Below are 21146 nucleotides of genomic sequence, written 5' to 3' on the forward strand. Positions count from 1 at the left end.
GCGCTCCGCCACACGTATTAACTTGAGCAACCATGAGATCCAGTAGCGAGAAGCTTTCCGGCAGCATTAGCGTGTTCGCCGCCGTAGTGGATGCGGGAACGTTTGTGGCCGCTTCGGAGGTGATAGGAATGACGCCGCCGGGCGTCAGTCGGGCGATTGCGCGGCTGGAAAAAAGGTTGAACATCCGGCTCTTCAGCCGAACAACGCGCTCCGTTTCCCTGACTGAAGAGGGCCGCCGCTTTTACGAGCAGGTCATGCCCCATCTCGCCGGGCTTGAGGAAGCAGCGGCCGCTGCGGCAGGTGGCGCGTCCTCTGTGCGTGGAAAGCTGAGAATCAATCTGGATCCTGTCGTCTATCGGACCATTCTCGGGCAACAACTCGATGCGTTCATGGACGCCCACCCCGAACTCGAAATCGAGTTCATCGCGCGAGACAGTCTTGGCGACCTCGTCATGGACGGCTTCGACCTCGCCGTGCGATTCGGCGAACCCAAAGCGTCTACCCTGATTGCGAGAAAGCTGCTCGACACCCGCATCGTGACGGTCGCAGCGCCCTCGTATGTTGCTCGCTGGGGACGGCCGGCAAAACCCGAGGACCTCGAAAGTCGACGCCACAGATGCCTTGAATTTCGCAACCCGGAGACAGGCAAGCCGTTCCAGTGGGAATTTCATCGCAAGCGAAAACGCATTGTGGTCGACACTCAGGGACGACTCACGGTCAACGATCCGGGTGCCTTGCTCAACGCATGTCTCGCCGGTTCCGGAATTGCTCAGATGTTGCTGCTCGGTGCCGAGCCCCTGATTGCCGACGGCCGATTGATCAATCTCTTTCCCGAATGGGTAGACGAACGGTATCCGTTATACGTCTACTACGCATCCCGGCACCACGTGCCGGCAAAGACCCGCGCTTTTCTTGACTTCGTAGTGGAGCTGACGGGCAATCACCAGCGCGCCGCCACGCGTTGATGCTGTCGCAGCGGACCGGTGAGGCAACATCGAACGGCCGGTTACGTATGCGTTGCGGTCCGCCATGATCAGATTGCGAACGTTCAGTTTTGGCCGATTCCGGAAATCGAGCGGCCTCCGGTGATCGTCGGCCGCACCGCCGCGTCGAACTTCCGTAGTCGACCCCTATGTATAGATCTCAACTATGTATAGGTTGGCTCGAAGGCGGGCATCGGCCCCTGTTCCGCAGGGCTTGAGGGGCCGACGGATCTTTACATAGTTATAGCGTCTGTAAGAAGCGGATGAGCGAATCCGGCGCACGAAATCGCCGCATCTTGGTCGCGGGAGCTTCCAGCCGAGCGAGTGCCTTCTCCTTGATGGCGAGGTCTGCCTCAACGTAGCGGTGAGTGGTATTGGTGCTCTCATGTCCGAGCCAGAGTGCGATCACGTTGAAGGGCACGCCCGATTGCAGCAGGTGCATCGCCGTGGTGTGACGCAACGTATGCGGTGAAACCTGCTTGTTGGCAAGGCTCAGCAGGCTGGTCGCGGCGCGGGCGACGGCAAGATCCAAGCGTTGCCCAACATTACAGCGAGTCATCGCGCGCCCGTCGCGATTAGGAAGCAAGGCTGCTTCAGTTCGCAGTTGTGGGTTGAGGCGCAGCCATGCGCGGATTTCCTGCACAGTCGTCTTCCACAGCGGTACCGATCGTTGTTTGCGACCCTTGCCCTGCAGGTGCACGCAAGCCGCTCCGTCGAGTACGACATCGCTCACGCGCACGCCGATAATCTCGGACACACGAGCGCCGGTGTTGTAGAGCATCGCCATGAGTAGATGGTCGCGCTGCGAGGACCAGGTCGGTCCGGGTTGCCCCAGGACTGCCGCCATCTCTTCGCGAGTGAGGAAACCCAGCATCGGGCGTTCGAAGCGCTTCATCGGCACCGCCAAGGCTCGCTCTACAACATGTAGCGAGGCGACATCGCGTCGGCCGGCAAACTTCAGGAATGCGCGCAGCCCGGTCAGCCGCAGATTGCGGCTGCGAACCGAGTTGTTCCGCTCGCGCTCCAGATGATCCAGGAATGCCAGGATCAGATCGGGCTGGATGTCCACGAGTTGCATCGCGGTCGGCTCCTTGCCCAGCTTGCGCCCGGCGAAGTCCAGAAACAGCACCAGGGCGTCGCGGTAACACGCTACCGTGCGCGAGCTGAGCGCGCGCTGTGTGACCAGGTATTCGGTAAAGAACTGCTGCACGAGCGAAGCGAATGAAGGCGGCTTGGGTGCGACGGCATTACGCATCGGGCACCTCCACCTGGGGCATGAACGACTCGAATCGCTCTGCAGCCAAACCCATCAACTCCGGAACCGCCGAGAGGTACCAATACGTGTTGGTCACCATGGCGTGCCCGACGTAGGTCGACAGCGACAGCATCGCCTGATCGATATCAACACCCTGCGTGTGCCATCGCATGATGCGGTGCACGACGAAGGTGTGACGCAGATCGTGGATACGCGGGGCGTGATGGGTCCCGCGGTTGCGCCAGTTCAGGTTCTCGCGTAGCCCTTTGAAGACGCGATGTACCTGGCGCTCGCCCAGCGGCAGTCCCCGGCGTTGACCGCGCGTGCCGACGAAGAACGGTGCGTCCTCCTGCACGGACTCGCCAGACAGCTCACGCGTCAACCGATAGCGACGCAGGGTTTCGATCGTGGTGGGGTGCATAGGTACCTGACGCGACTTGCCGAACTTGGTCTGGTGGATGGTGAGCATGCCGCGCGTGAGGTCGACATCCTCGATGCGCAGCGCCAGCGCTTCTGAGATTCGCAGCCCCGTGCTGGCGACCAGTCCGAACAGTGTCTCGAAGATGATTCCGCGCAAGCCCGGGGCCGGCCCAAGCTGTCGAGCGGCAGCCAGCAGATCAACGATCTCGCTCTCGCTATAGATATGCGGTGCCTGTCGCTCCGGCAGGCGACCGAAGATCGCATCGTCGGGAACCTCGGTACGCGGCTCGAACTGTTGCAGCCAGCGCATGAACGGGCGCAACTGTTTGAGTCGTCTCGCCCACGTGTGCGGGTCGCTGCTGCCGTGGCTGTCGCGTCGCGCCCAATCGGCCATGACCTCCACAGTCAACGGTCCGCGGTGACCGATGGACTGAACGTGCCGTGCGAAGCTGCGTAAGGCATAAGCCGGGCTGCGTAGACCAAACCCGAGGCCGCGGCGCTCAGTAAGGTAGCGCTCAACGTACGCGTGCAGAGAGAGGACGGCGCTCATGATGGGCTCCCCGGCCACGGCAGCGCCACCTCGACCAATTTACGGCTGTCGAGCTTGGCGTAGGTTAGTGTCGTGTTCAGGGACCGATGGCGCAGCACGTCGGCCACCTCCTTGAGGGAGGAGCCGCTTGCCAGCAGTCGGTTTGCCATGGTGTGGCGAAGCAGGTGTGAGCCTGTGTATGGCAGCCCAGCGCGAGCGTAGGCCTGGCGAATCGTCTTGCGCACGAGATCGGGGCCTGCGGGCTCGCCGCGTGGGGCGACGTGACGTACGAAGACAGCGCGATTGCGGGTCTTGGGACGTTCATCCTTCAGGTACGCGGCAATCGCTGCGCCGGTGGTCGATGGCAGCGGCAGTACGTCTTCCCGACGCCCCTTGGTGTGCCGGAGTGTGATCGTACCGGCGCGCCAGTCGATGTCATCAAGGCCGAGCCGCGCAACTTCACCGCTGCGAAGCCCAAGATCAAGGGCACATCGTACGATGGCGGTACGCCGCATCGGGCAGCGGCCGGCTTGGCCGAGAGACCCGATCAGCCGCTCGACTTCTTCGGTCGTCAGGGTCTTGGGCAGCGAAGCCAATTGCCAGTTGGCAGGATACGAGAGCGCGCCGATGAGCCCATGTACAAGATCGCCGAGTGACGCGCGGTAGCGGAAGTAGCCGCGCAGCGCGGCCACCACTGCGCCGGCACTCGCCGGCTTGCTGTAGAGCTTTGCCTCTTGGGCGAAGAAGCGGCGCACGTGCTCAGGCCTGACCATCGGGATGTCGATGACGTAGTCGCCGAACCGCGAGGTCAGGAACCGACCTACGATGCGTAGTGCCGACTCCCGGGTCTTCGGAGCGAGGCCACGAACATGATCCATGTACTCGTCGTACTGGCGTAGTTCTTCGCTTACCGGCGCTTTGCTCACGACCGGTGGGGTGATCACTCCTCGAGCGCGTAGCACTACCAGCAGATGCCCTGGTGCAGCGCTCAGACTGGGTCGATGGCGTTGAACGACACCGTCGCAACGGCAGGACGGAAGGTGCTCGTTCAGAAACTCGGCGAGCACTGATTCGTCGATGCGACAAACATCCACACGACGGCGATGAATCCATTGCGCAAAATGATCGATGCTGCGCACGTAAGTGGCAAAACTGTTCTTGGCGTAACCACGGTCCGCCAGATATTGCACGAACGCATCGACATGAGGCGCCAAGGGCCCCACGTCGAGCCAGTTGGTGAAGCTGTGTTGAGGCAGTCGGACGTTTCCCATGACGGTCTCCTGAAGTGGAACCACCACTGGACTCCGATACCAAAACTATGTCTAGAAGATCGCTGACCGGCCTGCCACCAGCCGCGCTGCGCCTACATTACGCGAATTCGAAGCCAGCAAACTATACATAGTTGAGATCTATACATAGGGGTCGCTATGCAAAGCTTTACATAGCGACCCTTTCCGGCCATTTGCTGCAATGACCTCTGGACGACGGGTCTCAAGGGTAAACCGGTCGCCCGATTTGATTGCCGGCCATGCCACTTTTCAGGCGTTCGGGTCAGAAAACGTTTCGAACCTGTCCCGTTTCTGGTCGCGGTGGCGCCGTTATGGCACATTGGGCAATTAGCGTTAGGAATGTCCGGGTGGGTTAGAGCACCGAATTGTGTGAGGTCGACTGCGTTAACACAAATCTGTTGCGGCCGTTTTCAACCCCGTCGTACCGGATTTCAAGGCAAACCTCCGTATGTCTCGTGTGCTGCTCGCTGTACACATCGGAATATTCTGCGTAGCCATACACGAATATACGAATCTCTCTCTTTTTAAGCCGCTCAATATCAGCCAGCACGAACTGTTGAGGGGGTGTAGTAACAAGAGCCTCCGGAAATAAGACTCCTTGCTTCATATTTTCGCCCGTTGCATCAAACTGGAAACTTGGCTCACCTTCATCAGGTAATATGATCTTTTTGTTGGAGTGCAAAATAACGTTCCTCGCGGGTGTCTTTCCAGTGTTTTTCCACTGCAAATGAAATTGGGTGCCGCTGTGGAGCTGATTATTAATATCGATCGCATTCTCGAACTGGATTGTCTGTGTACCAACAAGTGAGACCCAGGCCCGTTCGGCCATCATGTAGGCATCGACAGTACGTTTAGCAGAGTCGGCTGCGATTTTTGCGGCCTGAGCGGATTCGTCCGCAGTCTTTCCGGCAGATTTTGCCTCACGCCAAAGCCGAGTGGTCGTTCGGGATAGCTGAAACGTATAAATTGCGAGAACTAACGTGAATAGGGCAATAGGATCATTGATTAACTTCAGAAGCCACGCCTTCAATCCTACGAAATCTTTATCCGCACTCGTGGAGTCTAGGGACTGCGGACTGTCACGCGAAATTTCCACTTTGGATTTTTTCAATCCTTCGATTTCGTGGCTACCGCTAGCGGTGGATGTTACTGAGCGCGGCACCTCGACGCTGCCGGGATTAATGATTGTTGGCGCAAGATTATCTTGTGGCTTAGCGAAGGCAACATTAAAAAATAAAAAAAGCACTATCAGATATATTTTCACGATGTTCAATCATCCCAATTGATGTTTGCCATCATTAATTGATTTTGGGTTGAATTAATTTCCAATCCATTAGCGGCGTGGTGCACAACTCGGGAACATCAATACTCGACGAGCGTCATTCCGTCAAGCCGCCGCGCAGCAGCCCCGAAAAGCTTGTATTTCACGCGTACCGAATCAAAAGTACGCTCGGCCGTGAACCAGGCGCTGGCCTCACCTGGCGCTTGCACATGCCGAACGAGTACGGAGTGAGTCAGGTAACAGGCTCGGCTGCACGGCGTCGGCTGCTCCACGACAATGCACGAGACAGGGTCCTGCGCGAACGTCGGTTGTCTGCAAAGCAGCCGACGTATGAATCTATGCCTTAGCAGCGTCAGCAAAGGCGGGAATTGGCCGCGCGCTGTCCGATGCGTTTTGACTCATGTTGACCCACTGGAGACATCTGGGAGCGACTCACGACCGTCCGCAGTATGTTCAATGGTGCCGGCTGTTAGCATATGCCCTGACATCGAACGCTACGAGTTTCTGCGGTAGCGACAGGCCGTACTACGAGCGCCGGATGGCGCCTTGAATGAAAACAGGTTAGGAGAGACTCCATGCGTAGCGGGAACGTGGGGTTGCGATTCCGGCACTTCGCCGTGCGCGCAGGTGGTTGGCTTCGTTCAGTGTTCGCATGGCTGTGGAGAAACGCGGACCCCGTGTCGAAATGGGCAACCACGCTCGGAACCGTCGCCGTGATCGGCGGGGCAATATTCGCGTATTACCAGTTCGACCTCGCTGGCGGTTCAGACTGGGCGATCAATTTATCCCTGTCTACCGAGGTCTTTCCATACAGCGACAATCTCGGATTGCTTGTAGTGCATGTGCGGTCGAAGAACGCACGCGGCAGTGAAGTCGATGTTGAACCACCCGATGACAGTTTCAAGCTGAAGATAAAGCGGATTCCAGACGGTTTGGCGGCCAGTAGCGTCATTAATCCTGACGACGATTCCAACACGCGCGATCTAATAAAGGAAATAAACCTTCTCCCGAAAGAAGGCTACGTGTTCGCTCCCGGCGCCGATTTTGACGATGCTAGGGGAATCGTGCTGCCGCTCGGCAGCAAGGTGTCGGTTTCCGCGAAACTGGTCCACGATGGCGATGACGTTTCCGCGAGTCGCTTTCTGACAGTGGAACCTCCGGTGGGAAATCTGTAAGCGCTAGTTTTCACGCACCTAGCTTCTGCCTTTGAGAAGGTCCACGATTTCGTCCGCAACCCAAACTTGCGGACGCAATCCATGACCGAGAATGACCTGACCTTTTTGCCCTTGCGGGTGACACGCGTTGGTGTCGGCGGCAAGCGCAGTTTCCACCCGTCAGACAAGCGACGACTGGTCGACGCCTGCCTACAGCCAGGCGCATCGCTGTCTGGCCTCGCCCTGAAGGCTGGGGTGAACGCCAACCAGTTGCGCAAATGGGTTCGGCTGCGCGAACAGTCGACTTCCTCCGCGAGATTCAACACTGCTGTCGGGTTGTCGGCCTTCGTGCCGGTCGTCGCGATCGACGACGCGGCGCCGACGACACATGTTGCGCAGCCGACGCCTGAACTGGATCGCGCAGATCTGTCGCCACCGGCGACACAAGCTGCGCGCCTGTCGGCCAGATTGCCCAACGGTGTAAAGCTTGAGCTCGAATGCTCAGGGCGCGACGCCGCACTGGTGAGCGCGATGATTGCCGCACTGAGAGCCCAATGATGTTCCGGTTCGAGGCGAACATTAAGGTCTTCCTGCATCGTGAGCCGATCGATTTCCGTGCCGGTATCAATAGCCTCGTGGCACTGGTCGAGCAGTCCATGCAACTCGACCCATTTGCACGTGCCGTGTTTGCCTTCCACAATCGCAGACGCAACCGGGTCAAGTTACTGTTCTACGAGCGCACCGGCTTCTGGCTGATGCTGCGGCGCCTCGAGCAGGACCACTTCGTCTGGCCACGTCGGCAACAGGCTGTGATCGAGTTGACGACCGAACAGCTGCATTGGCTCCTTGAGGGCATTGACGTTGACGCAGTGCGCCGCCATCCGGCACGGCGGTACCGTCACGCGAGCTGAACGCCGGGCGTTCCCAGTAAAAACAACGGGCGGGTGGACGGTTACAAATTCCCGTAAACCCGTCGCGCGCAATCATTCGCTATCCTGGGAGCATGAACGAAGACGACTTCTCCCGATTGCCGTCGGCCGCCCAGGCCTATATCCGTGAACTCGAGGCACGCAACCGGCAGCTGGGCGAACGGATTGCCCAGTTGGAGGAGCAGTTCCGCCTGGCGCAGAGCAAGCGCTTCGCGCCGAGTAGCGAGAAGCTCGGGGATCGTGTCTTCGACGAGGCCGAACAGATCGCCGCCACCGACCACGACGACGATGACGCCGGCGATGCCGAAGGCACGTTCGCGCTGCCCGATACTGGCCTGCCAGATGTACCCGGGGCGGCACGGAACAGGCCCGGACGCAAACCACTGCCGGCGCACCTGCCACGTCAGCGCATCGAATACGACCTGCCCGAAGAACAGAAGATCTGTCCATGCTGCGCACACGCACTTCACCGCATGGGCGAAGAGGTCAGCGAACAGTTGCATATCGAGGTGAAGGCGTCCGTGCTGCAGCACGTGCGCTTCAAGTACGCGTGCCGCCACTGCGAACGCCATGCCGTACGCACGCCGGTGATCACCGCACCGATGCCAGCGCAGCCATTGCCGGGCAGCAATGCCAGTGCGGCGATGATCGCCACCGTTACTGCCGGCAAGTATGTCGACGGGACACCGCTATACCGGATGGCTCACGCACTGGCGCGCGCAGACATCGAAGTCGGACGTGGCACGCTGGCAAACTGGATCATCCGGCCCGCTGAACTGCATTACCGCCGGCTCTATGAGGCATTGCGCAAGACGCTGCTGTCGCAGCCGTTGATCCATGGCGACGAGACAACGGTGCAGGTGCTCAAGGAGCCCGGCAAGACCGCGCAGAGCACATCGTATATGTGGGTCTACCGCAGTACCGAAGACTGTGCGGAGCCGGTCGTACTGTTCGACTATCAGCCGGGGCGGGGGCAGGCATATCCTCAGGCATTCCTCGCCGGCTATGAAGATCTGCTGATGACGGACGGATACGCCGCCTGGCGTACGCTCGAAGGACCAACCCACTTCGGCTGCCTGGCTCACGCCCGTCGGGCCTTCGTCGACGCGCTCAAGGGCATGAAAAAGCCCGGCGGCCGGGCCGGGCAGGCATTGGAATACTTCAAGGCGCTGTATCAGGTCGAGGCGCTGGCCAAAGCCGATATGCCCGAAGGCGAGACGCGCGTTGACTACACATACCGGCTGCGCCAGCAGCACAGCGTGCCACTACTTGAAGCGTTCAGAAAGTGGCTGGACGAACAGGCGCCGCAGGTTCTGCCAGAAAGCCTGCTGGGCAAGGCAATCTCATATACACGCAACCAGTGGACGTATCTCTGCCGCTACGTGAGCGACGGGCGTGCCGCCGTCGACAACAACCCTTGTCATGCCGCTAGCGGCATGACAGGGATTGTTCGATATGGGCCAGTTGCCGTCTTCAACGTAACGGATCAGCTTCGGCCACTGCCCGTGCAGATAGGTCAGCGCCTTGCCGAGCAGACTGTTGGGGACGACGCCAGGCGAGTGCTCAAGCATCAGCTTTTCGATAACATCGAGTACGCACGCGCTGTATCGTCGTCGCAATCGCTGTCGTCGCCCAGCCGTCCACGTCTGGCTTCGCGCTTCGGCCGCGAACAGTTTTCCGATCAGGCTGATGAAGCGTGTCGCGAGCAGATCGGGCGGGCGCGCTGCTTTGGGGACATTGTCTTCCGCCTTCACAAAGTACCGTCTTGCGTGCGTCCAGCATCCGAGGTGCACGAGCTGGTACTGTTCAGCGATGCCGTTGTAGGGTTCGTATCCATCGGTCATCAGGGCGGCACCTTTACGGACACCGGCAAACAGCCGGTCAGCCAGCCTGGCGCCACGACCTGGCGTATAGGTGAAGCAACGGATGGGGATGCCCGAACCGGTCATCTGCGCCCACAGATAGCTTTTCGTTTGCGGCTTTCGCCCTTGCTCCTTCAGGACCTGGAACGTCGTCTCGTCGCCGTAGATCAGTTCGGCATCGAGCAGCGCATCGCGCATCAGGTTGATGACGGGTTGCGTCGCAAGACCGACGCGGACGATGCTCGCGGCAATCGTGTTCGACGAGATGTCGCCGCCGAAGCGACGCAGCAGACCGGCCTGGCGATAGAGCGGCATGCCGAACTGGTACTTGCCGGTGGCGATCCACGCGAGCGCCGATTCACTCAGCAGCCCACGCGGGATGATACGGGGCGGTGCCGGCGTAACCTTGATGCCGAGATCGCAACATGGGCAGGCGTACTTGATACGCTGATGCTGGGTGACTCGCAACTGCTCGGGAATGACATTGAGCTGCTCACTGATCTCGACGCCGATCTCGACGAGCGCGTGTCCGTCGTGATCGCAGAAGCGCTCTGCCTCAGGGAGTTCGTGTCGCACGACATCACGCGGCAGATTGGGATCGAGAGGCTTGCGGTGGCCGCGCTTCTTGCGCTTGTGGGCCGCGACCTCGGTTCCGGGGGTATCTTCCTGCGCGGGAGTGGCGTTCGCGCCGAGCGCTTCGGCTTCGTTGAACAGGCCGAACTGGTCCGAGGCGCGCGCTTCGCTTTTCGCGCCAAACAGTTCGCGACGGTAAGCGCGCAGTCGTTCCTCGGCGAGATCGCGCTCAGCTGTCACGAGGCGCAGTGCGCTGCGAACCTCCTCATGATCGCGCTGAAGCGAACCATAGGCCTCTCGCATCGCGAGCAGTGCCTTGAGTTCGTCGGCGTCGATGATCACGTTGATCGGCATACCGCTTAGACCGGCACGCCGGTGACGTGTTCAGCTCACGCGTGCATAATTTCGACTGGGATGTCGCTGGACTGCGGCAATGTCGATGCCCTCGATAAGCCAGTGCAACTGCTCGACGCTCAGTGTCGCGACCCGGTTCGCGCTGTCAGGCCACACGAAGCGATCGTTTGCCTCGAGTCTCTTGAGCATGAGCCAGAAACCGTTGCCCTGCCAGCCCAGGATCTTGATGCGATCGCATCTCCGGTTGGTAAACACATAGAGCGAGGAATCCATCGGGTTCAAATGCATGGCCTGCTCCACGAGAATCGACAGGCTGTTCATGCCATACCGGAAGTCGACGGGTTCCCGATGCAGGTAGACCTTCAGGCCTTCGTCGAACCGGAACACGGCATCCTCCCCAGCATCTGGACCACGGTGGTCAGTTCGTCGATGCTCGCCTCGCCGAGATCAAACTCGACGCCGTTGGACAGTCGCACATGCAGTGCGAGCGTCAGCGATGGCGATGGCGATGGTGATGGTGATGGTGACGGCGGTGCGATTGGCAGTGCTGGTGGTGCTGCAACGACAGGCACGAATGCCGTGGGCGAGGCGACAGGTGGGGAGCGTTTGCGCGAACCTGGGATGTCAATGGGCGCGCCATCAATCACCGCGAGCGCGCCCTCCAGTACGATTTCCTCCGGGGCATGCGGACGTTCCTGTTCGCCGGTAGCATCATCCTGCGATGCCGGCGAGATGCCTTTCTCGCGCTCCAGCAGGTACTTCGTGATCCACTTGCGTAGCAGGTTGGCGTTGATCCCGTGCTCCTGCGCCAGGCGGGCAACCGACACGCCAGAACGCAGCGCTTCCTCAACGAGCGCACGCTTGCCTTTATCGTCGTAACGACGGCGACCGTCGCTGCTGCGTCGAACTACTCTTACTAAGCCGAAACAAAGTAACCGAACATGGGTCAAGCCGCGTAGCGGACTGACGGATGTTGAAACATGGATCGGACCAAGGCCGGAATCTTCTGCAGCGAGCGCAGAACCGCTCGAACACGCTGCTTGAGATGCCCCGGACCTTTGATGGCAAGCTTGCCGATCCTGTGATGTTTGAGACAACCCCATACCAACTCGTCCGGGTTCAGATCTGGCGAGTAAGCAGGAAGGAAGAACAGACAAAGGCGCCCATCTGATTCTGCGGCAAGCTGCCGGATCGCTTTGCAACGATGTACCGGATGACCATCGGCAATCAGGAAGACAGGCGCATTAGCGGTGAGCATCAGCCGTTTGACGAAGTCGACGTACACGGGGATCGTGAAGCTGCCTTCGAAACACATGAAACGAAGTTGACCACGCGGGCTGATCGCTGAGATCAGGTTCACCTTGAAGCGCGCGCCAGTGACTTCGACTACCGGTGTTTGACCGACCGGTGCCCAGGTCGTGCCGCTGTGATAGTCCGATCGCACCGTCGATTCGTCGACGAAGAATATCTGTGCCCCGCAGCGTTTGGCCTGCCCGACAATGGCCGGGTATTCGTTCCGCATCCATGACTCGACCAGTTCAGGGTCGCGTTGGTAAGCACGCGCAAGCGGCCGCTGGGGTGAAAGCCCGAGCTTGCGCAGCAGTCGACCGACAGACACCTCGGAGAGCCTGACGTTGAAATGATCGCGAATCAACTCCCGCACCATGTCTCGCGTCCACAATGCAAACTCAAACTTCATCTGCATTGGGTTCTTCGTTGTGACCGTCTGATAGACGAAGCGGATAGCCTCGGACGGCAGCTTCATCGGTCGACCAGGGATTGCCTTGGCTCGTAACGCCTCGATGCCCCCTTCGCGCCAGGCCGCCAACCACTCGTAAATACGCGCTCTTGAGAATCCCAGCGTGCGGATCACGTCCTCCGGCGACTCGCCAGCTTCGACACGCTTGACCGCCCGAATGCGGATCTCTTCCAGCGTTGCATGTGAAAGCTGCCGGCCGTCGTCCTCTCGCATCTCGCCTCTCCCTAAACCCCTTAAAGCTTAGACCATGGCGTCGATTTATGTTCGCTTACTTACGCACTGGTTAGTAACTCTGGATCTTTGTCAGCCATAGGTGTCCACCTCCGGATAGGTGGACACCTATGCTCCTCGCTCCTGTCCCCAGCGGCTAGATGCCGAAAATGGATCGCTTACGTTCAAACCAAAGAAGAGCCGCTCGGCGGTATCGGCAATCTGCGATGTTTCCGCCATGTTCACGATGAAGAAGCCGCCCCGGTCGCCATTCTCGGCGTGGAAATAAGCGGCTTCGGGCTTCAGATCCTCGGTTAGCTGTTGGAAGACTTTTTCTAATTTGCCGGCGCGGATGGCGGAGTTGCCGGCATCAGCGGAAAACGAGAACTTCACCATAACACGCATGACTGACCTCCCTGACGGTTGCCGGGTCGCCCGGCGACGGGCACCCTCGGCGGATCATTCTGAGCCTAAGCTGACCCGCCCGCAACCTGGATCGGCGGCAACCCCAGGCGGGGGATTTCGATCGCGGGGCAGCGGTTCATCACCTAAACGGACTTTTCGTACGCTAAGCGCGCTACGCTGGGCGTCTCGAACGTCTCTGCGCGACCCGTTGCCGTCGTTCAACGCAGCGTGGCTCTGGCGGCCGCTTCCAAGGTGAAGCAGACGATTGCCCAAGGTGACCCCCTTGTAGCTTTCTGTGCTATTCGGTCGAAGGCTGGACCGCCGAACGAAGCGCGTGAACCATTCATACCTGACAAAACGTCCCGAGTCAGACCCGAGATTTGCACCGATACACTACACTTTGAAAGCCACCATCATTTCGTCGGACAGGTGCGAACATGCTCAGCGTGCACAAGGCTGTGTTTCCTGTCGCGGGCCTCGGCACACACTTTCTTCCTGCCACGAAAGCCGCTCCAACGGAGATGCTGTCGGTCGTCGACAAACCGCTGATCCAGTATGCGGTCGAGGAAGCGATCGCAGCTGGCATCACCCAACTGATTTTCGTGACCGGCCGCGGTAAGCGGGTCATCGAAGATCATTTCGATAAATCATACGAAATTGAACACGTGCTAAAGGCAAGGGGCGAACAGTCCTTGCTCGATCTGGTGCAAGGCATCAAGCCGAGTCACGTGGAATGTGTTTATGTGCGGCAACCGGAGCCGCTCGGACTCGGTCACGCGGTCCTTTGTGCTGAGAAGCTGGTGGGAGACGAGCCGTTTGCGGTTGTACTTGCCGATGATCTGCTTGATGGCGAGCCGCCGGTCCTCACGCAAATGGTGCGACTCTTCAGTCACTACGACTGCTCGATCGTCGCGGTCGAGGAGATCGAGGCGCGCGATTCGATGGCTTACGGCGTGGTCGCTGGCCGGTATTGGGACGATCGGGTCATCAGCGTGTCCGGAATTGTGGAGAAGCCTTCACCAGACACGGCATCTTCAAGCCTCGGCGTGGCGGGTCGCTATGTACTCATGCCGGGCATCTTCGAGAATTTGCGGTCGCAACAGCCGGGCGCGAACGGCGAGATTCAGCTAACCGATGCAATCCAGTCGATGCTCAGGGACGAGCAGGTGCTCGCCTATCAGTTCCACGGCACCCGCTTCGACTGTGGCAGCAAGCTTGGCTACGTGAAGGCAACGGTTGAACTTGCGTTGCGCCATCGGGAAGTGAAAGAGGACTTCGGTGCATGGCTGCGCGAACGGGTCTGCGGCGCGAATCGGGCGCTTTAGGCAATGAAAGAAAGCCTTGTCTGGACAGTGGACGTTCGCCCGCAGTTCGGATGACTGGCAACCTGAGGAGTGCCTCATGAATGTCGGTTCGACGCGAAAATTGAGTGTCGAAACGGTCGGATCGACGCAGTAGGCATGAGCCTGTATTTTTGCCTGTCCGTTGAGTCTGGCGAGCCGGCGCAATGGCCCGAAGGGGCCCGCTACGAACTTGGCGATAAATCGACATAGAGGGGGCGCACGTGCCGCATCAGGTTTTTTCCTTGCGCCGACGTGTGCGCAAGGCGCTGCGCGCTTTCGGAGCGGCTATTTCGTTCGCTGTCGGCAATCATCCGATTCTCGTGGGCATGGCGGGGACGATCGTCGCCACGGCCATGGCCACTGTGACTTTTCTGACATTGTACGGCGGCCGAGGCGATACGCTCCGTCCTGCGCACGAAACGTCAGCTAATCTGGTGTCGGTTATCTCTGACGATCTGAAAAGGAATGTCGAAAGCTATAACCTTTCCTTGGGCGCCATGGCGGACGGCGCCCAACGGGCTAACACCTGGAAGCTTCCGCCCGACTTGAGGCAGAGGGTGTTGTTTGACCGTGCGACTGAGGCGGCATATCTGAACGGCGCCTACGTGCTGGATTCAAACGGGCATGTGATCGCGTCGCAGCGCGGTGGCGTCGACCCATCCATCTGGCTTGGCGATCGGGACTATTTTGTCGCTCATAAGCGCAGTCCGACAGCGGGCCTGTTCATTTCTCATCCGTACCGCTCCCGGCTGAGTGGCGGAGTACCGGTAATTGGCCTGTCACGGCGCATCGATTCGCCAGACGGCTCTTTTGCTGGCGTCGCGCTCCTGGCGATTCAAATCGGATACTTCCAACAGGTGCTCGACAGGATCGATACAGGAGAGTCGGGTTCGGCCTATATTGTCCTCGGCGACGGAACGTCGCTCGCCAGAAAGCCGATTCCCGGGAACGAGATCGAGGCCACCGCCCCACAGCTGCCGATAGCCCGGGCAATGGCCGCGCGCATGACCGGTTCGTACGTTGCCACGTCTGGGGTAGATGGCGTCACGCGCCTGTATACCTTTGCACATGTGCCAGGCACCCCGCTCATTGCTATCGTCGCGCCAGCGGTAGATTCTGTGCTCGCAGACTGGCGAAGGCGCACTATCGTGGCCGGTGCGCTGACCATGGCGTTTGGGGCCATTGTGGTCATCATTTCGTGGTTGTTCGCGTTCGTGTTACGCGACAAGGTGAGGGCGCAGAGTGAACTGGTTCGACTTGCTTCCACGGACCCATTGACCGGGCTGAGCAACCGCCGCACGCTGGACACCCGGCTCGACCAGGAGTGGCGACGCGCATTGCGTAAAGGCCATCTCATGTCGGCGCTCTTTATTGACATCGACTACTTCAAGCGATTTAACGACCTGTACGGCCATGCCGCCGGTGATGAAGTGCTCGCCGCAGTCGCTGAGTGCATCGCGTCGGTCGCCCGGCGGTCAATCGATGTGGTCGCACGATACGGCGGTGAGGAGTTTGCGGTGGTGCTGCCCGACACATCTGCAGATGAGGCAGTCAAGGTGGCAGAGAAGATCCGGCGAAAGGTCCAGGGCATGCGTCTCGCGCACGGGCAAAGCGAGCATGGAGCCGTCACCGTAAGTGTCGGCTGTGCGACATGCATCTCTGCAGAAGGCCGGGATTGGGCTGACCTGGTCGCCGCCGCGGATGAACAAATGTACGTCGCCAAGTCGGCCGGTCGAAACCAGGTAAAGGCGTCAGCGTTGCCGGACATATCATCGTCCTTGAGTTCCCTTCCGTAGTCCGCGATGGGGGGCGCTGGTAAGACCGACGACATGACTCGCGCGGCCGACGCGTGAAAGACCGCTCTCCGGGCCCAAGCGACGCTCGAACGTCCGCATCGAGGCACGGGCGACCGGCTGGAGTTGGCCGATTGCACCAGTTCGCTGAACTTCTATAGACCGGACCTTGGAATCGTCGACGGCAACTTTCCGGCGGATTGTGTGAACGCGTACTGCCGGCCATCACCGGCCAATTATCGGAGGCTCTGGTGCAAATAATTGGTCAGACCGACATTTTTCCTATTGATATGGATACCTCATCGATAGGACAGGACAGCATTCCAGGCAGCGAGGGCAGAGGTATCTTTGAGCCCGAGTATGGAGACGTGGAACTGTCCCTTGCGAATGCGATGCATCAGTTCGATGCCTGAAATTGTGGTCACGGCATTCCTGAATCGTTTGAAGCCGAGCATTACGTTCGTTCTGGACTTGATGTTTCGATGGTCCTGCTCGATCAGATTGTTCAGGTACTTTGAGGACCGGATCTTCGTGTCACCTGGCAGCAGGCCATCGGTCTTCATCTCACGCACCGCCCGGTGTGAGGCGGCATACCGATCGAGCGTGATCGTCTCCGGCGGTTGGCCCTGATGTTTGATTGCCTTGCTGAAAAAGGCTTTGGCCGAGGCCACGTCGCGCTTCGCTCTGAGCATGAAGTCCACCGTCTGGCCGGCTCGATCTACCGCACGGTACAGATAAACCCATTTGCCACGAACCTTCAGGTAGGTTTCGTCAACACGCCATGACCGCCCTGCGGGCATGCCAAAACGATTCCAGCGCTTGATGAACTCCGGCGTGAAGCGCTTCACCCAACGCATAATCGTGGTGTGCACCAACGACAAACCGCGCTCGGCCATCATCTCAACCAGATCACGCAGGCTGAGCTTGTAGCGCAGGTACCAGCGCACGCACTGAATGATCACCTCGCGGTTGAAGTGACGACCCGAGAACAGATCGTCCACGCTTTTCAGCTTGCGCATTATCGAAGGATGAGGTTGCGAAGGCCCCAGTCTAACCGAGTCAACTTCACTACTTGCACCAGAACCATCGCCAGCACGACCACGAGTAAGGCGCTGCACGTGCGCGCGGCACTCGACACGCGGCAGTACCCAACGGGCATCAAGATCGACGACGCAGCGTTGGCTGCCGTGCGACTGACACCAGACAAATTCCACGGCGACTGGAACTACTCCATCGCCCCGACCAGCACTTTCACGCCGCGGAAGCAGCCCAGAGCATTGCGCGCCAGGTTGTAAAAGTAATTTTTTGACAGATTCTTACTGCGACAAAACCTCAAATTATGCCTCCGGCCTTCAACTTCGAGAGTTGCTCCTCGGACAACCCCAGCAACGTCCGAAAAACGTCGTTCGTGCCTTCGCCCAGTGTCGGCGGTGCCCTTCGCACCGGCAAACGTGCACCATCGAAGCGGTAGGGCGGCGCGAGCACATGCGTACTGCCAACCTCCGAATGCGCCTGCATCGTCACGAGACCGGCATCTGTCGCTCGCTTCGAGTTCAGCGCCTCGTGAAGGCCGAGCACTTCGCCACATGGAATACCGGCCTGGATCAGACGCTCAAGCAGCTCCTGACGCTTTCTTCGTCCGATCTCACTGTTCAGCTCGGGCACCAGCACCGCCCGATTCGCGGCGCGACCAATGTTCGTCTGGAACCTGTTGTCCTCGGCCAGGTCGGGCCGATCAATCACCTCGCGGCAAAAGCGCACAAACTGGCTGTTATTGCCGACCGTGATGACGAGCGGCCCGTCGTAAGCGTCGAACACGCCATATGGAACGATCGACGGATGCGCGTTACCATAACGCGGTGGGTCTTCGCCCATAATCAACGCTTCCAGTCCGTAGTACGCCGTGATCATCAGGCCACAATCGAAGAGCGCCATTTCGATGTGGCGCCCGTTGCCGGTCTTCTGGCGCTCGAATAGCGCCGCTAGCACCGCCTGTGCGGAGTACATGCCAGTGAACATGTCGACGGCGGCCACGCCGAACTTGAGCGGCGGCTGCTGCGCTTCACCGTTGAGCGCCATCAGTCCTGCCTCGCCCTGAACAACCAAATCGTAGCCGGGACGCGCGGCCTCAGGACCCGCGCGGTCGTAACCCGAGATTGAGCAGTAGATCAGATCCGCGCGGTCCTGTTTCAATTGCTCATAGCCAAGGCCAAGCTTTTCCGCTCCACCGAACTTAAAGTTCTGGATCACGACGTCGCATTGCTGTGCCAGGTCGCGTGCGATCTGCTGGCCCTCGACGGTCTGCAGGTCAAGGCTAACCGAACGCTTATTGCGGTTGACGCTATTGAAATAGGCCGTCTCCGTCGAGCCGACGCGCAATCCCCAATCGCGCGTGTCGTCGCCGCGCTCAGGATGCTCGACCTTGATCACTTCTGCGCCGAGATCGCCGAGCACCATGGCGCACCATGGACCCGCCAGAATCCGGGAAAGATCAAGGACACGAACGCCCGCAAGCGGCAGTGAGGGGCTTAGCTTTGACATGGCAGTTCCAGATTGTCGGGCGGGTTGCACGCACCCGCGTGGTTGATCGACAGCAACAGCACTGCTTCCTTGCCAACGCAATGGGTGAGAATCGCTTCGTTCATTGCATCAGCTCCGGCCGAGCGCGATATAGCGTTCGAGGTGGTGGTCTTCGTCGCCGAACTGATGGTCGATCATCACGAGCCGCTTCGCGTAGTGCGCGAGCGGCAATTCCCACGTCATGCCGATGCCGCCGTGTAACTGGATGCACTCTTCCGCGACCCGCGCGCCGATGCGTCCGATGCTGGCTTTCGCTGCCGACAGCGCGCGCTCGCGCGCGATGCGGTCCGAGCCGAGCGCGGCGGCCGCGTTGATGAGCGCCGAGCGCGCCTGTTCGATCTCGAGCAGCAGGTCCGCCATGCGATGCTGCAGGGCCTGGAAGCTGCCGATCGCGACGCCGAACTGCTTGCGCGTGCGCAGGTATTCGAGCGTGAAGTCCTTTGCGACGTCCATCGCGCCGAGCGCTTCCGCGCAGAGCGCGAGCACGCCGCACCCGATGCTGCGTTCGAGCGTAGCGAACCCGGCGTCCTGCTTGCCGAGAAGGGCTTCGCCTTCGAGGCGTACTTCGTTCAGGACGACTTCGGCCGCGCGGCCTCCGTCGATGTTGCGATAGCCGCGCAAGGAGAGGCCCGCAGCCTCGCGCGGAACGAGGAAGAGCGAGATGCCGTCGTCGGTGTCGTCGTCGCCGCTTGTGCGCGCGGAGACGAGGAAGACGCTGGCGGCTTCCCCCTGCTGTACGACGGCCTTAGCACCGGTCAAGGTCCAGCCGCCGTCCGCACGGCGCACGGCGCGCGTCGCTACCTGCGCGAGTTCGTAATGCGAACCCGGCTCGTCATGCGCGAGCGCCGTGACGGCGCCCCCTTCGATCAGCTGCGCAATGAGCTCTTTCTGCGTGTCGCTGCCTGCGAGCGCCACCGCCCGGCCGACCACCAGCGCGCCGAGAAACGGCTCGACCACGAGTCCGCGTCCGAGACTTTCGAACACGACGGCGATATCGAAAGCCTCGCCGCCAAAGCCGCCGTCCGCCTCGCCGAATAGCGCGCCGATGATGCCCAGTTCGGCGAAGCGGCCCCACATCTCTCGGCTGAAACCGTCGGTGGAGCGCGCGAGACGGTCGCGGGTCTCGAAACCATACTGCTCGCTGACGAAGCGGTTCAGCGTATCCGCCAGCATGCGGCGGTCTTCGGTGTGCTGGAAGTTCATGTGATCCCCCTTACAGTCCCAGGATCATCTTGGAGATGATGTTCTTCTGGATTTCGTTGGAGCCGCCGAAGATCGACAGCTTGCGGTTGTTGAAATACGTCGCGGCGGCACTCGCGGCTTCTTCGGGGCCGACTGGCGCCTCGTCATGGCCTTCGATCAGCGCTTCTTCGATGAATGGCTGCGCGTACGGTCCCATCGCGCGGCGCATCAGCGACGAGATCTCCTGGCGGATCTCCGTGCCGCGAATCTTGAGCATCGAGCTTTCCGCCCCCGGCACGCCGCCGCCCACGACCGCCGCGATCACGCGCAGGTTGGTCGTCTTCATGTTCTCCAGGTCGATCTCGACGCGAGCGAGCCGCGCCGCGAAGAGCGGATCGTCGGCGAGCGGACGGCCGTTGCGCGTGACCTTCGCCGCGACACGCTGCAAGCGCGCGAGCGCCGCGACCGAGAACCCGACGCCCGCGATGTTGGTGCGCTCGTATGTCAGCAAATACTTCGCGTAAGTCCAGCCCTTGTTCTCCTCACCCACCAGATTGGCCGCCGGCACGCGCACGTCGGTGAAGAACACTTCGTTGATCTCGTGTTCGCCTTCGAGAGTAATGATCGGGCGCACTTCGACGCCCGGCGTGTTCATGTCCACGAGCAGGAAGCTGATGCCCTCTTGCTTGCGAACGTCGGAGGCGGTGCGCACGAGGCAGAAGATCATGTTCGCGTGCTGGCCGAGCGTCGTCCAGGTCTTCTGGCCGTTGACGATGTAGTAGGCACCGTTTTCATCCGAACCGCGCACGGCGGTGGTCTTCACCGCCGCCAGGTCCGACCCGGCGCCCGGCTCCGAGTAACCCTGGCACCACCAGTCGGAACCGTCGAGAATGCGCGGCAACCAGTAGCGCTTCTGCGCCTCGCTGCCGTACTTGATGAGCACCGGCCCGAGCATGTTCACGCCGAACGGCACGATGCGCGGCGCGGCGGCGAGCGCGCATTCGTTTTCGAAGATGAACTTCTGCACGGCGTTCCAGCCCGGGCCGCCGTGCTGCTCCGGCCAGTGGTTCGCGAGCCAGCCCTGTTCGTTCAGGATCGCGTGCCACTCGGCCATGTCGGCGCGGGTCAGCTGGTGGCCGTGGTTGACCTTGTCCGACAGGCGCTGAGGGAGTTTTTCTTGCAGGAAGCGCATGACGCGCTCGCGAAACGCTTCTTCTTCGGGGGTGAAGTTGAGATCCATGACT

General features: G+C 60.2%; 19 protein-coding genes and 2 pseudogenes. 8 read left to right on the top strand and 13 right to left on the bottom strand.

Features of this window, described 5'->3' with window-relative positions; all coding sequences use genetic code 11:
• The first annotated feature begins 32 nt into the window (after positions 1–32).
• Complete coding sequence (locus OKW26_RS19995) at positions 33–965, top strand: LysR family transcriptional regulator (RefSeq protein ID WP_429354894.1); 933 nt, start codon at positions 33–35, stop codon at positions 963–965.
• 259 nt (positions 966–1224) lie between these two features.
• Here the strand turns inward: OKW26_RS19995 and OKW26_RS20000 are convergent, their stop codons facing one another.
• The 4 genes from OKW26_RS20000 to OKW26_RS20015 form a co-directional block, all read right to left on the bottom strand.
• Positions 1225–2238 carry a tyrosine-type recombinase/integrase gene (locus tag OKW26_RS20000; RefSeq protein WP_429353037.1) on the bottom strand — a complete coding sequence of 338 codons (1014 nt, stop codon included), beginning with the start codon at positions 2236–2238 and terminating at the stop codon, positions 1225–1227.
• Positions 2231–3208 carry a tyrosine-type recombinase/integrase gene (locus OKW26_RS20005; RefSeq protein WP_429353038.1) on the bottom strand — a complete coding sequence of 326 codons (978 nt, stop codon included), beginning with the start codon at positions 3206–3208 and terminating at the stop codon, positions 2231–2233. The genes OKW26_RS20000 and OKW26_RS20005 overlap by 8 nt, the downstream gene beginning before the upstream one ends.
• Complete coding sequence (locus tag OKW26_RS20010; RefSeq protein ID WP_429353039.1) at positions 3205–4458, bottom strand: site-specific integrase; 1254 nt, start codon at positions 4456–4458, stop codon at positions 3205–3207. Before OKW26_RS20010 ends, OKW26_RS20005 begins: the two co-directional genes overlap by 4 nt.
• Before the next feature lie 370 nt (positions 4459–4828).
• Positions 4829–5740, bottom strand: a complete 912-nt coding sequence (locus tag OKW26_RS20015; RefSeq protein WP_429354895.1) for a hypothetical protein — start codon at positions 5738–5740, stop codon at positions 4829–4831.
• A gap of 593 nt (positions 5741–6333) precedes the next feature.
• Between OKW26_RS20015 and OKW26_RS20020 the strand changes: the two genes are divergently transcribed.
• From OKW26_RS20020 to tnpC (OKW26_RS20035), 4 genes and pseudogenes are all read left to right on the top strand, one after another.
• Positions 6334–6933 carry a hypothetical protein gene (locus tag OKW26_RS20020; protein ID WP_429354896.1) on the top strand — a complete coding sequence of 200 codons (600 nt, stop codon included), beginning with the start codon at positions 6334–6336 and terminating at the stop codon, positions 6931–6933.
• An 81-nt stretch (positions 6934–7014) separates the two neighbouring features.
• Positions 7015–7470, top strand: coding sequence for an IS66-like element accessory protein TnpA (gene tnpA, locus OKW26_RS20025; RefSeq protein WP_429354897.1), 456 nt, complete (start codon positions 7015–7017; stop codon positions 7468–7470).
• Positions 7467–7823 (top strand): IS66 family insertion sequence element accessory protein TnpB, encoded by a 357-nt coding sequence (gene tnpB, locus OKW26_RS20030; protein WP_165572787.1) that lies wholly within the window; start codon positions 7467–7469, stop codon positions 7821–7823. Before tnpA ends, tnpB (OKW26_RS20030) begins: the two co-directional genes overlap by 4 nt.
• A gap of 92 nt (positions 7824–7915) precedes the next feature.
• Positions 7916–9256: pseudogene (tnpC, locus tag OKW26_RS20035) on the top strand (IS66 family transposase); the annotation flags it as partial.
• Positions 9257–9271: 15 nt separating this feature from the next.
• On the opposite strand, the pseudogene tnpC (OKW26_RS20040) reads toward tnpC (OKW26_RS20035), so the two are convergent.
• The 5 genes and pseudogenes from tnpC (OKW26_RS20040) to OKW26_RS20060 all read right to left on the bottom strand — a co-directional run.
• A pseudogene (gene tnpC, locus OKW26_RS20040) lies at positions 9272–10630 on the bottom strand (IS66 family transposase); the annotation flags it as partial.
• 30 nt (positions 10631–10660) lie between these two features.
• Positions 10661–11017, bottom strand: coding sequence for an IS66 family insertion sequence element accessory protein TnpB (gene tnpB / locus OKW26_RS20045; RefSeq protein ID WP_090812713.1), 357 nt, complete (start codon positions 11015–11017; stop codon positions 10661–10663).
• Positions 10993–11580, bottom strand: coding sequence for a transposase (locus OKW26_RS20050; RefSeq protein ID WP_429354898.1), 588 nt, complete (start codon positions 11578–11580; stop codon positions 10993–10995). Before OKW26_RS20050 ends, tnpB (OKW26_RS20045) begins: the two co-directional genes overlap by 25 nt.
• Positions 11577–12602 (bottom strand): IS630 family transposase, encoded by a 1026-nt coding sequence (locus OKW26_RS20055; protein ID WP_429354899.1) that lies wholly within the window; start codon positions 12600–12602, stop codon positions 11577–11579. The genes OKW26_RS20050 and OKW26_RS20055 overlap by 4 nt, the downstream gene beginning before the upstream one ends.
• 126 nt (positions 12603–12728) lie before the next feature.
• Positions 12729–13004 (bottom strand): hypothetical protein, encoded by a 276-nt coding sequence (locus OKW26_RS20060; protein WP_429354900.1) that lies wholly within the window; start codon positions 13002–13004, stop codon positions 12729–12731.
• Positions 13005–13441: 437 nt separating this feature from the next.
• Here OKW26_RS20060 and galU point away from each other — a divergent pair, with 437 nt between their 5' ends.
• Together galU and OKW26_RS20070 are read left to right on the top strand one after the other, a co-directional pair.
• Positions 13442–14329 carry a UTP--glucose-1-phosphate uridylyltransferase GalU gene (galU, locus tag OKW26_RS20065; protein WP_429354901.1) on the top strand — a complete coding sequence of 296 codons (888 nt, stop codon included), beginning with the start codon at positions 13442–13444 and terminating at the stop codon, positions 14327–14329.
• A gap of 239 nt (positions 14330–14568) precedes the next feature.
• A complete protein-coding gene (locus OKW26_RS20070; RefSeq protein WP_429354902.1) occupies positions 14569–16143 on the top strand; it encodes a diguanylate cyclase in 1575 nt (524 codons plus the stop codon).
• 296 nt (positions 16144–16439) lie between these two features.
• Here the strand turns inward: OKW26_RS20070 and OKW26_RS20075 are convergent, their stop codons facing one another.
• Positions 16440–17150, bottom strand: coding sequence for an IS6 family transposase (locus OKW26_RS20075; protein ID WP_429355258.1), 711 nt, complete (start codon positions 17148–17150; stop codon positions 16440–16442).
• Positions 17151–17168: 18 nt separating this feature from the next.
• On the opposite strand from OKW26_RS20075, the gene OKW26_RS20080 reads away from it, so the two are divergent.
• Complete coding sequence (locus OKW26_RS20080) at positions 17169–17435, top strand: ISAzo13-like element transposase-related protein (protein WP_429354903.1); 267 nt, start codon at positions 17169–17171, stop codon at positions 17433–17435.
• Between the two features lie 37 nt (positions 17436–17472).
• Here the strand turns inward: OKW26_RS20080 and OKW26_RS20085 are convergent, their stop codons facing one another.
• The 3 genes from OKW26_RS20085 to OKW26_RS20095 all read right to left on the bottom strand — a co-directional run bounded on the left by OKW26_RS20085 (position 17473) and on the right by OKW26_RS20095 (position 21142).
• Positions 17473–18681, bottom strand: a complete 1209-nt coding sequence (locus tag OKW26_RS20085; RefSeq protein ID WP_429354904.1) for a CaiB/BaiF CoA transferase family protein — start codon at positions 18679–18681, stop codon at positions 17473–17475.
• Between the two features lie 108 nt (positions 18682–18789).
• Complete coding sequence (locus tag OKW26_RS20090) at positions 18790–19923, bottom strand: acyl-CoA dehydrogenase family protein (protein WP_429354905.1); 1134 nt, start codon at positions 19921–19923, stop codon at positions 18790–18792.
• Between the two features lie 10 nt (positions 19924–19933).
• Positions 19934–21142 (bottom strand): acyl-CoA dehydrogenase family protein, encoded by a 1209-nt coding sequence (locus tag OKW26_RS20095; protein ID WP_429354906.1) that lies wholly within the window; start codon positions 21140–21142, stop codon positions 19934–19936.
• Between the last annotated feature and the right edge of the window lie 4 nt (positions 21143–21146).

The organism is Paraburkholderia sp. 32 (genome assembly GCF_050435345.1).
In the GTDB taxonomy this organism is placed as follows: Bacteria; Pseudomonadota; Gammaproteobacteria; order Burkholderiales; family Burkholderiaceae; genus Paraburkholderia; species Paraburkholderia tuberum.

Bases quoted from the DNA above. Each gene is read 5' to 3' on its own strand.
- OKW26_RS19995 (WP_429354894.1), top strand. From the start codon at position 33: ATGAGATCCAGTAGCGAGAAGCTTTCCGGCAGCATTAGCGTGTTCGCC.
- OKW26_RS20000 (WP_429353037.1), bottom strand. From the start codon at position 2,238: ATGCGTAATGCCGTCGCACCCAAGCCGCCTTCATTCGCTTCGCTCGTG.
- OKW26_RS20005 (WP_429353038.1), bottom strand. From the start codon at position 3,208: ATGAGCGCCGTCCTCTCTCTGCACGCGTACGTTGAGCGCTACCTTACT.
- OKW26_RS20010 (WP_429353039.1), bottom strand. From the start codon at position 4,458: ATGGGAAACGTCCGACTGCCTCAACACAGCTTCACCAACTGGCTCGAC.
- OKW26_RS20020 (WP_429354896.1), top strand. From the start codon at position 6,334: ATGCGTAGCGGGAACGTGGGGTTGCGATTCCGGCACTTCGCCGTGCGC.
- tnpA (WP_429354897.1), top strand. From the start codon at position 7,015: ATGACCGAGAATGACCTGACCTTTTTGCCCTTGCGGGTGACACGCGTT.
- tnpB (WP_165572787.1), top strand. From the start codon at position 7,467: ATGATGTTCCGGTTCGAGGCGAACATTAAGGTCTTCCTGCATCGTGAG.
- OKW26_RS20055 (WP_429354899.1), bottom strand. From the start codon at position 12,602: ATGCGAGAGGACGACGGCCGGCAGCTTTCACATGCAACGCTGGAAGAG.
- OKW26_RS20060 (WP_429354900.1), bottom strand. From the start codon at position 13,004: ATGCGTGTTATGGTGAAGTTCTCGTTTTCCGCTGATGCCGGCAACTCC.
- galU (WP_429354901.1), top strand. From the start codon at position 13,442: ATGCTCAGCGTGCACAAGGCTGTGTTTCCTGTCGCGGGCCTCGGCACA.
- OKW26_RS20080 (WP_429354903.1), top strand. From the start codon at position 17,169: ATGAGGTTGCGAAGGCCCCAGTCTAACCGAGTCAACTTCACTACTTGC.
- OKW26_RS20085 (WP_429354904.1), bottom strand. From the start codon at position 18,681: ATGTCAAAGCTAAGCCCCTCACTGCCGCTTGCGGGCGTTCGTGTCCTT.
- OKW26_RS20090 (WP_429354905.1), bottom strand. From the start codon at position 19,923: ATGAACTTCCAGCACACCGAAGACCGCCGCATGCTGGCGGATACGCTG.
- OKW26_RS20095 (WP_429354906.1), bottom strand. From the start codon at position 21,142: ATGGATCTCAACTTCACCCCCGAAGAAGAAGCGTTTCGCGAGCGCGTC.